Below are 14,699 nucleotides of genomic sequence, written 5' to 3'. Positions count from 1 at the left end.
TAGAAATGAGGATTTTGGGTTTAATCACTCTTTAGATAAAGTTACTGTTTTGTTATTAATCACATATTTTATACGCATTGGAATCGTAACTGATTTTAATGCATTTTCAATATCTGAATGTACAAAATTACCTGTAAATAATATTGAAGTATCTATATTTTTTGTTTGTAGCGTAACTCCATATTGCCATTCTAATTCTTTAAGAACTTTAGAAAAGGGAACTTTGTAAAAAGAACTTTTATTATCATACCATTTAGGTAGCCGGTCGATAGTTTTCTTATTTAAAATATCGTTTGAATGATATTCTAGCACATCTCCAGCTCTCAAATACTTTGTTTCATTACCTATAGTAACACTAACAACTCCTTCGTAACAGATTACCTCAAAAAAGTTTTCCCTTTGCTTAATATTAAACCTAGTTCCTATAACACTTACGATCCCTGATGGAGTATGGACATCAAATTTTTTACCTTTAGCAACTTTAAAATATGCTTCTCCTTGTAATGATATTTTACGTTCACTTTCCCAATTTTTTTCATTGTAAGTTAATGAAGAGGTAGCATTAAGTCTTATCATTGAATCATCAGGAAGATTAATGGTAGATTTATCACTTATCGTTTTAATTGTGGTGTCATATTGTTTGAAAAAAGAAAAATATATGCCAATCCCAATCACAAAGATTGCAGCTATAGGAAATAATCTTTTAATATAAGATTTTCTTTTTGGTATTTGTTTTTTCTTAGATAAATCGTTAGTAAGGTTTTGTAAATTACTTATTGTATCATAATCAGGCGCACTAAATTTTTTAGCAGTTTCTGATATTTTTACATAAGAATCATAGGCGTCCAATTTCTCAAACGCCTCTGATTCCTGCTTAGTGAGTTGTTCATTGTTCAACCACTTATTAATAAGATCCTCCTTTTTCATAACAAGTTTCTTAATATTATAACAACTGATAGGTGGAAATTCCTACCTTAGTTTTTAATTATTTTTAAATTCCTTCAATATCTTTTCTCAACTTCTCTAGAGCACCATAAATTCTTTTTTCTACAGCTTTTCTGGAAATGCCTAATAATTCAGCAATTTCTTTGTGCTTTTTACCTTCTATTCTATTCATTAAAAATGCAACTCGTTGAGATTCTGTTAAGTTAGACAGTGCATTTTGATATTTTAAAAGGTATTCTTTTTCCTCCATTATAAATTGAGGACTTTCATTTGTACTATTTTTTGTTTCTGTTAACTTATAATTTAATTTTACTTTATCATGTTTTATCTGATTTAAAGTAAGATTATTAGCTACGGTGAATAAAAAACTCTTTGCTTTTTCTATTGAAACTTTATTACAATTATCCCATAGCTTAATAAAAGCTTCCTGAACTTGATCTTTAGGATTTATATGAGAACCATATTTGTAATAAATGAAGTCGTGAAGATTTTTAGAATGTTTTTTAAATAATTCTGAAAACAATCTTTCCTCGCAAACATCTTTGAAGAGGGTTTTTGGCATTTTGAATTTTTTTCAAAATTAAAAAAAAACTTAAGCTAGTGGGAATTTGAGTACTTAAATTGTTATAATAGTGAATTAAATGAAGAAAAGTACTATGGAAAAAATAAGAAATTTTATAATCTTGATGTTAATAAGTTTTACGGTATTAATGATTTCTTGCCAAGAAGAAGAGAGAGAACTTATTGATCCTGAGTTGGATAATGTTATCCATCAGGATTCTCAACTCGCTGGTTTAATGAGGAGTATTGTTACTCACGATGGGTCTTTTGATGATTTAGTTGATGGAGGTAACTGCTACAGTATTAATTTACCGTATTCGATAATCCTAAATGGTGCAGATGAAATAATCATCAATCAAATTTCAGATTATGATCTTTTTACAGAAACAGATAATATTCAGATCCAATTTCCTATTACGATTACACAACACAATTATATAGAAGAAATAATCGAAAACGAATCACAATTACAAATGTTGGCGAATAGTTGTGAGCTACAAGATGACGATATAGAATGTATTGATTTTGTATATCCTTTTAGGTTCGCAACTTACAATACCGCTAATAATATTTTAAATACAATAGAAGTAATTCATGATGCTCAAGTGTATGGATTTATGGATGATCTTGATGAAAATACATTAGTTGCCATTAATTACCCTTTAAGATTATCATTAAGTGACGGAACCAGTATAGAAGTAATACATAATGATCAATTAGTATCTGAGATACTAACGTTTGAAGCATCTTGTGATGAGAATGACGGATAATTTTTTGTTTAATTTTTTCAGTTAAATAGTTAAACAAAAAGTTAAAAAAATACTAAAATCGTTTTTTAAGGTAGCACTTTTACTTTATCAGTTGTTTCATCAACGAACAATAAATTAAAAAAATAAAAACCAATAACATGAAAAATTTCTTCAAAAAAGCTTTTTTAGCATTCTGTATTATTTCAATTGCTTCTTGTAGTGATGATGATGATACTACATTTATCCCTGATGCAATGACAATAGCTGATTTTGTTGCAGATAATGCGGATTATAGTTCTTTATTAGCTGCATTAGAAAGAACTGATTTAGACGTAACATTAAATGGGAATGGTAACTTTACTGTATTTGCACCTAACAACGCTGCATTTACTGAATTCTTAGATGGAACACCATTAGAAGATGTGCCTGTTGAAACGTTAGAGCAAATTTTATTAAACCACGTTTTAGGAACTACGCAAGCTTCTACTAGTCTAACAACAGGTTATGTGAAAAATTTAGCTACAGAATCTAATTCTAATACTAATATCAGTATGTATATTAATACAGCAAATGGTGTAGTAATAAATGGGGAGTCTACTGTAACAACTCCAGATATAATGACAGATAATGGTATTATACACGCAGTGGATAAAGTAATTCCATTGCCTACGATGCTTACTTTTGTTACAGCTGATAGTGATTTCTCTTCACTTGCTGGAGCAGCAACTACGCCTGGTTTTGACACGGATTTTGTAGCTGTATTAAGTGGTGCAGATAGTAATTTAACATTACTGGCGCCTGATAACGATGCATTCATAGATTTAGGAGATATTTCTGGATTATCAACTGCTGCATTAGAGCAGGTTTTATTAAATCATGTAATTGCTGGAACCAATGTTTCGACTGCCCTTACTACTAGTTATAATAATACATTAGCTACCTACGGTGATACTATGGATAACTTAAGTATTTATATAAATACTGAAAGTGGAGTTTCTTTTAATGGTATATCCGATGTTAGTGAAGCAGATATTGTTGCTTCTAATGGAGTAATTCATAAGGTTGATGCTGTAATCACTTTACCAACAGTGGTTACTTTTGCTACAGCTGATGCAACTTTTAGTAATCTGGTAGCAGCCCTTACTAGAGATGATCAATTAGATGAAAATTATGTTTCTATATTAAGTACAGAAAATGGAACATCCCCAGCACCTTTTACCGTATTTGCTCCAACAAATGATGCATTCGCTAGTCTTTTAACAGAACTTGGAGCAGCTTCTTTAGCTGATATAGAAGAAGCTACATTAACGGCTACGCTAAATCTTCATGTTGTAGCAGAAGCAAATGTTAGAGCAGAAAGTTTAATGACTGGTACTGTAACCACATTAGGAGGAGATATTACAGCAGATGCAACCAACGCAACATTAACAGATGCTAATGATAGAGTAAGTAATATTATCGTTACAAATGTTCAGGCAGCAAATGGAGTAATCCATGCAATTGATAATGTAATTCTTCCTGCACTATAAGAAGAAATTGACTAGAACAGTAAGCTAAAATATATAGTTCATTGTGCCTCTAGATTATAATTCCCCCGAAAGGGCATTTAGATATTGAATCCCCCTATTAATTCAGGACTAAATGCCCTTTTTTCTCACACATATTTTAAATAATAACTAATTTAAATTTAAACTCATGAAAACGCTAATCAAAAGATTAACGGCACCCTTTTTGTGCCTTTTTTTAATGAACTTTATCATTTCTTGTCAAAATGATAATAATGAATTAGACCCTGAAAACCCTGATCAAATTGAATTTGAAGAATCAAAAATTATTAGTTTTGACGAAGTCGAGGAAATGACTCAGAACATTATCGATGGTGAGTTGCTTGAGCCCGTAAATGAAGATGAAGCCTTTGGTAGTTCTAAAGATTCTAGATTTGATATCAGTAGAGAACGACGAGTATATGATTTTTCTGCAACAGTGAATAGTGGAACAGGAGCAGGAACAGATATTACAGGGAAACTTCGCTTAAATTTCACCTTGTATCATGCAAGCTTTACAATTGTTCGAGGAAATTTGGTATTGCCTGATGGAACTAAAGCTAGAACTAGAGGAGCTATTGTAAGTGATGGAATTGTTTATTTAATAATTAATCCTCCTGGTAGAAATTTGATTTTTGGAATTGGAAGAGTAGATGAAGAAGGTGATCTAGAGGGGCATTTTAGAATTTTTGGAAATGGAATAGGAAGAGGAGATTGGAATGCTAAACTAGTTAAAACTATTTTCCCTAATAAAACGATCGTTGATTTAATTGTAGAAGATGGTAAATTCACATCTTTAGTTGGCGCTTTACAAGCTACAGATTTAGTAGCTCCTTTGTCCGGAGAAGGTCCATTTACTGTTTTTGCACCTACAGATGACGCTTTTGCGGCTTTAGATGAAGTTCCAGAGCTAGAGGTGTTAAAACAAGTTTTGCTATATCATGTAGCGAGTGGAAGATTTAATACTCCAAGATTGTTGCGAGAAGAAATGATAGAAACGTTACAAGGAGAAAACGTTAAGGTAAGTCTTGATGAAAACAATGAAATTGTTATCAATGATACTGTTAAGTTGCTTTCTGCAAATATTGGCGGTTCCAATGGAGTAATCCAAATCATAGATGCAGTATTAATACCACCATCTTTTCAGCCTTTACCATCTATTGTAGAGATAGCAGTTGCAACTCCAGAGCTTTCTACTTTAGTAGGAGCATTACAATCAGCTAATTTAGTGGATACATTAAATGGAGAAGGTCCTTTTACAGTATTTGCGCCAACTAATGATGCATTTGCTGCTTTAGATGCTATTCCTGATGGAGATGCTTTAACAGAGGTGCTTTTGTATCACGTAGCAGCAGGAAGATTTACTGCAGAAGAGTTAATTGCAGGGCAAACAGTTACTACGGTGCAAGGAGATGAAGTAACCATTGAAATGATTAATGGAGAGGTGTTTTTAAATGGTACTATAAAAGTACTTTTGGCAGATATCGAAGCAGCTAATGGTGTTGTACACGTAATTGATGAAGTATTACTCCCTCCAGCCGATCTTCAATCTATTGTAGAGATAGCTGTTGCAACTCCAGAGCTTTCTACTTTAGTAGGAGCATTACAATCAGCTAATTTAGTGGATACATTAAATGGAGAAGGTCCTTTTACAGTATTTGCGCCAACTAATGATGCATTTGCTGCTTTAGATGCTATTCCTGATGGAGATGCTTTAATAGAGGTGCTTTTGTATCACGTAGCAGCAGGAAGATTTACTGCAGAAGAGTTAATTGCAGGGCAAACAGTTACTACGGTGCAAGGAGATGAAGTAACCATTGAAATGATTAATGGAGAGGTGTTTTTAAATGGTACTATAAAAGTACTTTTGGCAGATATCGAAGCAGCTAATGGTGTTGTACACGTAATTGATGGAGTATTACTCCCTCCAGCCGATCTTCAATCTATTGTAGAGATAGCTGTTGCAACTCCAGAGCTTTCTACTTTAGTGGGGGCATTACAGGCAGCTAATCTGGTAGACATACTAAATGGAGAGGGACCTTTTACCGTATTTGCACCAACTAATGATGCATTTGCTGCTTTAGATGCAATTCCAGGAGGAGAAGCTTTAACCGAAGTGCTATTGTATCATGTGGCATCCGGTAAATTTACTGCCGATGATTTGCTTACAAGACAAACGGTTACTACTGTTCAAGGAGATGAGGTAACTATTGACATGATTGATGGACAAGTCTTTCTAAATGAAATTATTAGAGTAGATATTGCAAATATTGAAGCTTCTAATGGTATCGTGCATGTTATTAATGGAGTATTAATTCCTCCATCTTTATAAAGGACATAAAGTTGAATTAGCCTAAGAATAATGTCCGGAAAGCTATTAGAAAGATAACCTTATGTTCTTTCTAATAGCTTTTTTTGTTTCAGTAAAATTTCTTTCTTGATATTTAGAATTCTGTTATTGGCATTCTTTATTAATACACTTCAAATCATTAAATTTGCACCTGTCTACTAAAAAAGTAGATTTTTTCAAAATCTGAAGAAAGCATATGTTTGATAATTTAAGTGATAAGTTAGATAAGGCGTTACATATTCTTAAAGGCCACGGTCAAATTACGGAAGTAAATGTTGCTGAGACACTTAAGGAAGTTCGTAGAGCGTTGGTTGATGCCGATGTTAATTATAAAATCGCCAAAGATTTTACAGCTACTGTAAAGGAAAAAGCATTAGGTCAGAATGTACTAAAAAGTTTAAAACCTGGTCAATTAATGGTGAAACTTGTAAAAGACGAGTTAACCGAATTGATGGGAGGAGAAGTAGCAGGTGTTAATCTTTCGGGTAATCCTTCAGTAGTTTTAATGTCTGGATTACAAGGATCTGGTAAAACTACTTTTTCTGGAAAATTAGCAAACTTTCTAAAGAATAAAAAAACTAAAAAACCTCTTTTAGTTGCTTGTGATGTATATCGACCAGCAGCTATTGATCAGTTACATGTAGTTGGAGAACAAATAAATGTAGAGGTTTTTAGTGATAGAGGAAATAATGATCCGGTTGCGATTGCTAAAGCAGGTGTTGCCCATGCTAAAGCAAACGGATTTAATGTAGTTATTATAGATACAGCAGGTCGTTTAGCGGTTGATGAAGTCATGATGACCGAGATTGCTAATATCCATAAAGCGGTTACTCCTAATGAAACATTATTTGTTGTAGATTCTATGACAGGTCAAGATGCCGTTAATACAGCAAAGGCATTTAATGATGTGTTAAATTTTGATGGTGTTATTCTTACTAAATTAGATGGTGATACTAGAGGTGGAGCAGCAATTTCTATTAAATCTGTTGTTAATAAACCGATAAAGTTTATTGGTACAGGAGAAAAAATGGAAGCAATTGATGTTTTTTATCCTTCTCGTATGGCAGATCGTATCTTGGGCATGGGAGATGTTGTATCTCTTGTAGAACGAGCTCAAGAGCAATTTGATGAAGAAGAGGCCAGAAAATTACAGAAAAAAATTGCCAAAAATCAATTTGGTTTTGATGACTTCTTAAAACAAATTCAGCAGGTTAAGAAGATGGGTAATATGAAGGATTTGGTTGGAATGATTCCTGGAGCTGGTAAAATGATGAAGAATGTCGATATCGATGATGATGCTTTTAAACACATCGAAGCAATTATTCATTCTATGACCCCTGCAGAACGAACAAAACCTCAGATCATAAATGCAAGTAGAAAAAAACGCATTGGTAAAGGATCGGGAACTTCTGTACAGCAGGTTAATCAATTGCTTAAGCAGTTTGATCAGATGAGTAAAATGATGAAAATGATGCAAGGTGGAGGCGGAAAGCGAATGATGCAGATGATGGGTAAAATGAAATAATATATAATTAAATTAATAATAGAGTAGGGGCTCAATATGGAAGTTTTAGACGGTAAAAAAGTAAGTAACGATATAAAAAATGAAATCGCTGACGAGGTTCAAAAGATGAAAGATCGTGGCGAGAAAGTTCCGCACTTAGCAGCTGTATTAGTTGGTAATGATGGTGCGAGTCTTACTTATGTTGGTAGTAAGGTAAAGGCATGTGAAAGAATAGGTTTTGAATCTACTTTAGTAAAAATGCCAAGTACTACAAGTGAAGTTGAGCTATTGGCTAAAATTAAAGAACTGAATGAAGATTCTGATATTGATGGATTTATAGTTCAGTTACCACTACCTCCACAAATTGACACTCAAAAAGTATTGTTGGCTGTAGATCCAGATAAAGATGTTGATGGCTTTCATCCAATGAATTTTGGAAAAATGGCTTTGGATATGTCTACTTTTATTCCTGCTACACCTTTTGGTATTTTAGAACTTTTAGAACGTTATAATGTTGACACAAAAGGAAAGCATACCGTAGTTATAGGTAGAAGTCATATTGTAGGTAGACCAATGAGTATTTTGATGGGTAGAAAAGGATGGCCTGGTAACTCTACAGTGACATTAACACATAGTCATACAAAAAATATTACTCAAATCATTTCTCAGGCAGATATTGTTATATCAGCTTTAGGTGTTCCTAATTTTCTTAAAGCAGAAATGGTAAAAGACGATGCTGTTATTATTGATGTAGGTATTACTAGGGTAGCTGATGATTCTAGAGAAAGAGGATATCGAATTGTAGGGGATGTGGATTTTGAAAATGTTAGTAAAAAAGCTTCCTTTATTACACCAGTTCCTGGAGGAGTTGGTCCGATGACCATTGCTATGCTTCTTAAAAATACATTGTTAGCTAGAGAGAGACATCGCAATAATGGGTAATGTTTAAAAGATAGTGTTTAAAGGATTTTTTAGATTTATTTATTTTTTAATCTGCAATTAGTTAAATTATTAAAAGCTTTAGGTTTAAAAAAACTTAAAGCTTTTTTATATATGTGGTTTAATTTGATAAACTAATATTTGTGATACTATTGTTTATCATTCTTAATTGTATTTATCTGTAAACATTAAAATAAGTTTTGTGCGGTATAGCAACAAAAAAAACGTCCCTAAAAGACGCTTTTTTATCTTACATTTATTATTGGTGATAATAAAATTAATATTTTAAATTATATACCTTCTTGTCTTAGAAAGAATTGAAATCAGACGCTTTGATATTATCTTGATCTTCTGATCCGTTATATAATGTTCCATTATCCATAAGATCTAATGAAAGACTATAATTAGGTACATTTAATCCTGCCTCAGTTTTGATAGTTTTGAAGTCTAAGATGTCCTGTCCTTTTTCATACAAAGCGTTTTTTGTAAACGTTCCTTGACGCTTTCCATTTTTGCTAGGAGACTCTCTCCATTCTTTTCCATAAGCAATAACACAGTAGTATTCCCCTTCTGGTATATTTCTTATAAATTGGGTTTGGCTACTATTGATAAAAACGATTCTCACTGTTTCATCATCTTTCGCAGTTTTACCCATTTTTACTAGTTTAACAACAACGTCCGTATTTTGACCAACCTCTATTTTAAGATAATTATCTAACTTGTATTCATATTTACCTTTAAAGTTAAATGATTTAGGGGTAGCTCCTGATTTATATGCTTTCTTTTCCCAACTAGAATATTTATTTTCTCTGGTTACCTTAGTAGGAGCAGCAGTTGCTCTTGTTCCAGCATTACTGCCGCCTGAAGCTGTTTTAGATTCAATAGGAGTATACGCAGTTTCTGTAGATCCTAAAGTTCTTTTATTAGCTTCTTCTAGTGCTTTTTGGGTCTCAGCTAATTCAGCTAATCTTCTTCTTTCAGCAGCCGTTTGATTTTGTTTCGCGGCAGCAGCAGCAGCTTCAGCAGCAGCTGCGTCAGCTTCAGCTTGTCTTGTTAATCTTTCTGCTTCGGCAATTGCTTTTCTTGCAGCTTCAGCAGCAGCAATTTTTGCTTGTTCTGCTTTTCTAATTGCTTCTTCTGCTGCAAGTCTAGCAGCATTTCTTCTAGCTTCAGCAGCTTTTGCAGCTCTTTCAGCTTCTGCAATACTACTATCTTCTGCTAGTAATTTTGTTAGTACAAAACCGTTTCCGTTTTTGTATTGAACTGTACTCCAGTCTCCATAACCAGAACTAATAACATATACTTGTGTTCCTTGTGGGATTTCACCAATAATGTCAAAATTTGCTCCTGGTCCAGTTCTTAATTCTAATTTGGCGGTGGACATTAAATAGCGATCCAGCGACTTTATTTGAGCGAAAGTCGAGGAAGTCATCACCAATAGCAAAATAAATGTAAAAATTGATTTCATAATCTTTCTGTGTTTACATAGTTAAAATTCAAAAATAAAGCAGATTAGGGTTCTTTAATCTTAAGACGTTAATCTTTAGTTGCTTTTTTTATACTCTTTTAAATAATTTTTTAAAAGTTATTGTTCAAAAATCCGTTCTCAAAAAACATGCCAAACTATTTTTAATGACATTTCTAAATTGTTAACAAAAGTTGCCTTTGTGTTAAAAAAAGTAGATTTTTAAAGAACATTTATAAGTTTAAGTTGTTGTTTTTCAGTTAATTAAACATGTTTTCCTTGAGCACAAGTTTAAACTTATTTATTAATCAGCTGAGTTGAAAACTCTTAAACTATAAACAAAAGTAAGTTATTAATATGAAAAACACAACTTGTTTTGACTTTATTTGCATAAAAATCTACTTTTTTTTTAATCAATTTGTGTTTTTCAACGATTATTTTGTGTATTACAACTGATTTACGCCGTGTTTATTGGGCTTGAAGTCGGTGGGCGATTTTTTAGTTTTTTTAAAATTTATTTTTACTTTTTTTATCAATGGATTATTAGTGATTGGATTTTGTTTTTTACAATACTTTAACATTTTTAATTATGCATGCATAGTATATTTCTGTGCTTTTAAATAGATATTATTCTTCTTGGTGATCTTATCTTTTTGATATTAAGTAGTTTGAGTTTTTTCTTTCTTTGTTTTGTTTTAAATTCTCATATATTTCAGTTTGTTGTATTAGGTATTTTATTTTAAGATTAACATGGCTAATACTCTATTGAAAAATTCACTTATTTACGTTGTTTTTAGATCGAGTTTTGCCTCCGTCAGAAATAGCTGACCGTTTTTGTGGTGTAAGATTTTAGTGAGAATGTGATTATTATTTAAAAGAATTTGTATATAGTCGTTTAGAAAACGATTTAGTGGTTTTCTTTGATTAATTCAGGGAATTTTTTTTGAAAACGTTTTAATCTTGGTATGGATACATTCTGAATATATCTATTATATGGATTTCTTTTTTCGTAATCTTGGTGATAATCTTCTGCTTTCCAAAATTTTTGAAATGGAGTTACTTCTGCTGCGATTTGTCTATTTAAACTTTTGCTAAGAAAGTTTTTCTTTTTTTGAATTATATTTTTTTGTTCATCATTTTGATAAAATATAATTGATCTGTATTGAGACCCGTGATCTGGGCCTTGGCCGTTTATTTGTGTTGGATTTTGGGAACCAAAATAAACGTCAATTAGTGATGAAAAGGAAATTATTTTTGGATCATATAAAACTTCTACAGCTTCTGCGTGCCCCGTGCGTCCAGTATTGCTCGATTCATAGGTGGGATTTTTGGTATGTCCTCCAGAGTATCCAGAGACTACTTCTTGTACGCCAATAACGCTTTCATATACTGCTTCTACGCACCAAAAACATCCGCTGGCGAAATATGCTCGTTCTAATCCATTAATTGGTTCGGTTTGGATAGCTTTTATGTTTTGATTTTGAGCGGTATTACTAATTTGGTTATTATTTTGACTATTACCTTGGCAACTAGTTAGTAAAGTAGAAACGGTGAGTATGCTATATATTAAGGTCTTCATAATTTTTTTTTATAATAGTCTTTGTTTGTTGTTAAACCTTTCAGTGTTTAATCTTTATTGCAAAATTACATAGATGTGCTGATTATGATGCTTAAAAAAACTGTAAATAAAAAAATGGCTGTCATTTTAGTGACAGCCATTTTCTACATTATATATATAAGGTGTGTTTTATCCGTTCATGGAAATCAAGAATTCATCATTGTTTCTTGTTTGTTTAAAACGCTCATTGATAAATTCCATAGCTTCTACAGGATTCATATCCGCTAGGTATTTTCTCATTACCCACATCCTTTGTATTGTGTTTTCGTCTAATAATATGTCATCTCTACGTGTACTTGACGATGTAAGATCAATAGCAGGGAAAATTCTACGATTGGATATTTTACGATCTAATTGTAATTCCATATTACCTGTTCCTTTGAACTCTTCAAAAATAACTTCGTCCATCTTAGAGCCGGTTTCCGTTAAGGCTGTGGCGATAATAGTAAGGGATCCTCCATTTTCTATATTACGTGCAGCTCCAAAGAAACGTTTTGGTTTGTGTAGTGCATTTGCATCAACACCACCACTAAGAATTTTACCAGAAGCAGGTTGTACGGTATTGTATGCTCTTGCTAGACGGGTAATAGAGTCTAGTAGTATTACTACATCATGACCGCATTCTACTAATCTTTTAGCTTTTTCTAAAACTATATTGGCTATTTTTACGTGCTCGTGAGCTTCCTTGTCAAATGTTGATGCTATAACTTCTCCACGAACATTACGCTGCATGTCGGTAACTTCTTCGGGTCTTTCATCGATCAGTAATATCATTTGGTATACTTCGGGATGATTGGCTGCAATTGCATTGGCTACATCCTTTAGTAGCATTGTTTTACCTGTTTTTGGTTGAGAAACGATCATGCCTCGTTGTCCTTTACCAATAGGGGAAAACAAATCCATTATTCGTGTTGATATAGTGCTTTGTCTTTCTGCTAATTTAAATTTCTCTTGTGGAAAAAGTGGTGTTAGGTGTTCAAAAGAAACTCTGTCTCTTACTACTTGAGGATCGAGGCCGTTAATTTTATTTACCTTTATAAGAGGGAAATATTTTTCACCTTCTTTAGGAGGTCTTACTTGTCCAAGAACTGTATCCCCTGTCTTAAGCCCAAATAGTCTAATTTGTGATTGTGAAACGTATATGTCATCGGGAGAAGAGAGGTAGTTGTAGTCACTAGATCTTAAAAAGCCATAACCATCTTGCATGATGTCAAGTACTCCTTCGCTTTGGATGATTGCATCAAATTCGTAATCTGGTTCTTTATAGCGATTTCTATTGTCTCTATTTCCGTTATCCCTATTTCCGTTATTATCTTTTTTATTATTGTTATTACGGTTTTTGTTTTGGGATTTATCGTTATTTCTATTGCGATTATCTTTCCTGTTATCGTCTTTACGTTCCTCTTTTTTGTCTTCCTGTTTTCTTTGAGGTTTTTTGTTTTCCTTGACCTCTTTCACAGGTTGGGTGTTCTCCTTAGGCTCTTGTTTAACAGGATTACTTTTTTCTACAGGAGGATTTGTGTCTTTTTTAGCTTGAGGATTTTGAGTGTTTGCAGTTTTACGCGGTCTTCTTTGCCTTGGCGCTTGCTTTGATTGTGGTTTTTCGGTTTTCTTCTCTGTTTTAGTAGAAGAATCTTCTGTGATAACCTCTTTTACCTTGTTAGGGTTTGCTGCTTGGTAATCAAGTATTTGATATACCAAGTCTAACTTTTTCATGGTGCGAAATTTAGGTACATTTAAACTTTTCGCAATTTCCTGTAGCTCAGGAAGCTTTTTTGCTTTTAATTCAGAAATCTCTAACATTTAAATTTGTTATATAATTTAAGGTTCTGGTATTAAATTTTCTAAAGAAGAATTCTAGGAAAATTTTATTTTGAAGGTAAGTAACCTAAATAGAATGGGTTACATAAATTGTGATGCAAGTATACGACTTTATTTTTGATTTTTACACATAATTATGAAAAGAAACTCTTATTTTTGCTTTTCCAAAAGAATAAGGGGGAATGATACAAAGAATTCAATCAGTCTATTTGTTTTTAGTAGTTTTAATATCCGGTGGGTTGTCTACTATTTTGCCTTATGGACTTAATGAAAATGGAGAGGAATTATTACCTCAGGATAATCTTTTGGTTTTGGGAATGTTTGCTGGGTCAGCAATTTTGGCTTTAGTAAGTATTTTTTTATTTAAAAATAGACAGCTTCAATTTGTTTTGGGGCGTATCAATATCTTATTAAACTTTATTTTACTAGGAGTATTTGTTTATTGGTCACTAACATTATCTGGAGAAACCTTGGTTTCGGAGAAAGGTATTGGGATGTTGATTCCTATTATTTCTATCGTTTTATTAGTTGTAGCCAACAAGGCTATAAAAAAGGATGAAAATCTCGTAAAATCTGTAGATCGATTACGATAAACCTAAAATCTTAGTAGTATTAGTGCGTTAGGACCCGGAGTATGCCAACTTCGGGTCTTATTTTTTACCAAGCTCGATTACTTCGAGGTTTTCTATTTTTCCTTTACTCAATGTAAATCGTAACATGGTTCTTACTTTATGAAATCCGTGTTTTCCGGCTGCTCCAGGATTCATATGTAATACGCCGTTATTTTTGTCAGGAATCACTTTTAAAATATGTGAATGTCCACATATGAATAATTGCGGTGGGTTTGTTTTTATTTCCTGTATTGTATTGCGATTATATTTTGGTGGATATCCTCCAATATGAGTGATCCAAACAGAAACTTCTTCACAAGAAAATCGCTGATGTAGCGGAAAACAAACTCTGGCTTTGTCATCATCGATATTTCCGTAAACAGCACGAAGTGGTTTAATGGCTTCGATCTTATCGGTTACTTTGAGGTCACCGATGTCTCCTGCATGCCAAACTTCATCTGCTTCGTTTACATAATGTAAAATACGATCGTCGATATAGCTATGAGTATCGCTAAGTAAGAGTATTTTTTTCAAATTATTGAATAAGAAAGATTTATGATGTAATAAATAAACCGAAGTGTTACTATATAAT

The 14,699-nt window shown here is 32.7% G+C and carries 12 protein-coding genes; 6 read left to right on the top strand and 6 right to left on the bottom strand.

Going from position 1 to position 14,699, the window contains the following annotated elements; translation table 11 throughout:
• Positions 1-24: 24 nt before the first annotated feature.
• Together D1815_RS11570 and D1815_RS11565 are read right to left on the bottom strand one after the other, a co-directional pair.
• Complete coding sequence (locus tag D1815_RS11570; protein ID WP_118387094.1) at positions 25-927, bottom strand: FecR family protein; 903 nt, start codon at positions 925-927, stop codon at positions 25-27.
• A gap of 64 nt (positions 928-991) precedes the next feature.
• Positions 992-1,507: an RNA polymerase sigma factor gene (locus D1815_RS11565; protein WP_118387092.1), complete on the bottom strand. Its 516-nt coding sequence runs from the start codon at positions 1,505-1,507 to the stop codon at positions 992-994.
• 79 nt (positions 1,508-1,586) lie between these two features.
• On the opposite strand from D1815_RS11565, the gene D1815_RS11560 reads away from it, so the two are divergent.
• The 5 genes from D1815_RS11560 to D1815_RS11540 all read left to right on the top strand — a co-directional run bounded on the left by D1815_RS11560 (position 1,587) and on the right by D1815_RS11540 (position 8,595).
• A complete protein-coding gene (locus D1815_RS11560) occupies positions 1,587-2,276 on the top strand; it encodes a hypothetical protein (RefSeq protein WP_162897360.1) in 690 nt (229 codons plus the stop codon).
• 137 nt (positions 2,277-2,413) lie between these two features.
• Positions 2,414-3,784, top strand: coding sequence for a fasciclin domain-containing protein (locus tag D1815_RS11555; protein WP_118387088.1), 1,371 nt, complete (start codon positions 2,414-2,416; stop codon positions 3,782-3,784).
• Positions 3,785-3,950: 166 nt separating this feature from the next.
• A complete protein-coding gene (locus tag D1815_RS11550) occupies positions 3,951-6,131 on the top strand; it encodes a fasciclin domain-containing protein (RefSeq protein WP_118387086.1) in 2,181 nt (726 codons plus the stop codon).
• A 214-nt stretch (positions 6,132-6,345) separates the two neighbouring features.
• Complete coding sequence (gene ffh, locus D1815_RS11545) at positions 6,346-7,674, top strand: signal recognition particle protein (RefSeq protein WP_027392512.1); 1,329 nt, start codon at positions 6,346-6,348, stop codon at positions 7,672-7,674.
• 36 nt (positions 7,675-7,710) lie between these two features.
• Entirely contained in the window at positions 7,711-8,595 is an 885-nt protein-coding gene (locus tag D1815_RS11540) for a bifunctional 5,10-methylenetetrahydrofolate dehydrogenase/5,10-methenyltetrahydrofolate cyclohydrolase (RefSeq protein WP_027392511.1), read from the top strand.
• 304 nt (positions 8,596-8,899) lie between these two features.
• On the opposite strand, the gene D1815_RS11535 is transcribed toward D1815_RS11540, so the two are convergent.
• The 3 genes from D1815_RS11535 to rho all read right to left on the bottom strand — a co-directional run bounded on the left by D1815_RS11535 (position 8,900) and on the right by rho (position 13,478).
• Positions 8,900-10,060: an SH3 domain-containing protein gene (locus tag D1815_RS11535; protein WP_147404189.1), complete on the bottom strand. Its 1,161-nt coding sequence runs from the start codon at positions 10,058-10,060 to the stop codon at positions 8,900-8,902.
• A gap of 904 nt (positions 10,061-10,964) precedes the next feature.
• Positions 10,965-11,636, bottom strand: coding sequence for a peptide-methionine (S)-S-oxide reductase MsrA (gene msrA / locus D1815_RS11530; RefSeq protein ID WP_027392510.1), 672 nt, complete (start codon positions 11,634-11,636; stop codon positions 10,965-10,967).
• A gap of 168 nt (positions 11,637-11,804) precedes the next feature.
• Positions 11,805-13,478, bottom strand: coding sequence for a transcription termination factor Rho (gene rho, locus D1815_RS11525; RefSeq protein ID WP_118387084.1), 1,674 nt, complete (start codon positions 13,476-13,478; stop codon positions 11,805-11,807).
• A gap of 200 nt (positions 13,479-13,678) precedes the next feature.
• Between rho and D1815_RS11520 the strand changes: the two genes are divergently transcribed.
• Positions 13,679-14,089, top strand: a complete 411-nt coding sequence (locus tag D1815_RS11520; RefSeq protein WP_027392508.1) for a DUF4293 domain-containing protein — start codon at positions 13,679-13,681, stop codon at positions 14,087-14,089.
• A 57-nt stretch (positions 14,090-14,146) separates the two neighbouring features.
• On the opposite strand, the gene D1815_RS11515 is transcribed toward D1815_RS11520, so the two are convergent.
• Positions 14,147-14,641, bottom strand: a complete 495-nt coding sequence (locus D1815_RS11515; protein ID WP_118387082.1) for a metallophosphoesterase — start codon at positions 14,639-14,641, stop codon at positions 14,147-14,149.
• Positions 14,642-14,699 lie beyond the last annotated feature (58 nt).

Origin of the sequence: Aquimarina sp. AD1 (assembly GCF_003443695.1) — a bacterium.
Lineage (GTDB): Bacteria > Bacteroidota > Bacteroidia > Flavobacteriales > Flavobacteriaceae > Aquimarina > Aquimarina latercula.
The sequence above is the reverse complement of the archived record's forward strand: the minus strand, read 5'-3'. Positions and strand labels throughout refer to the sequence as shown.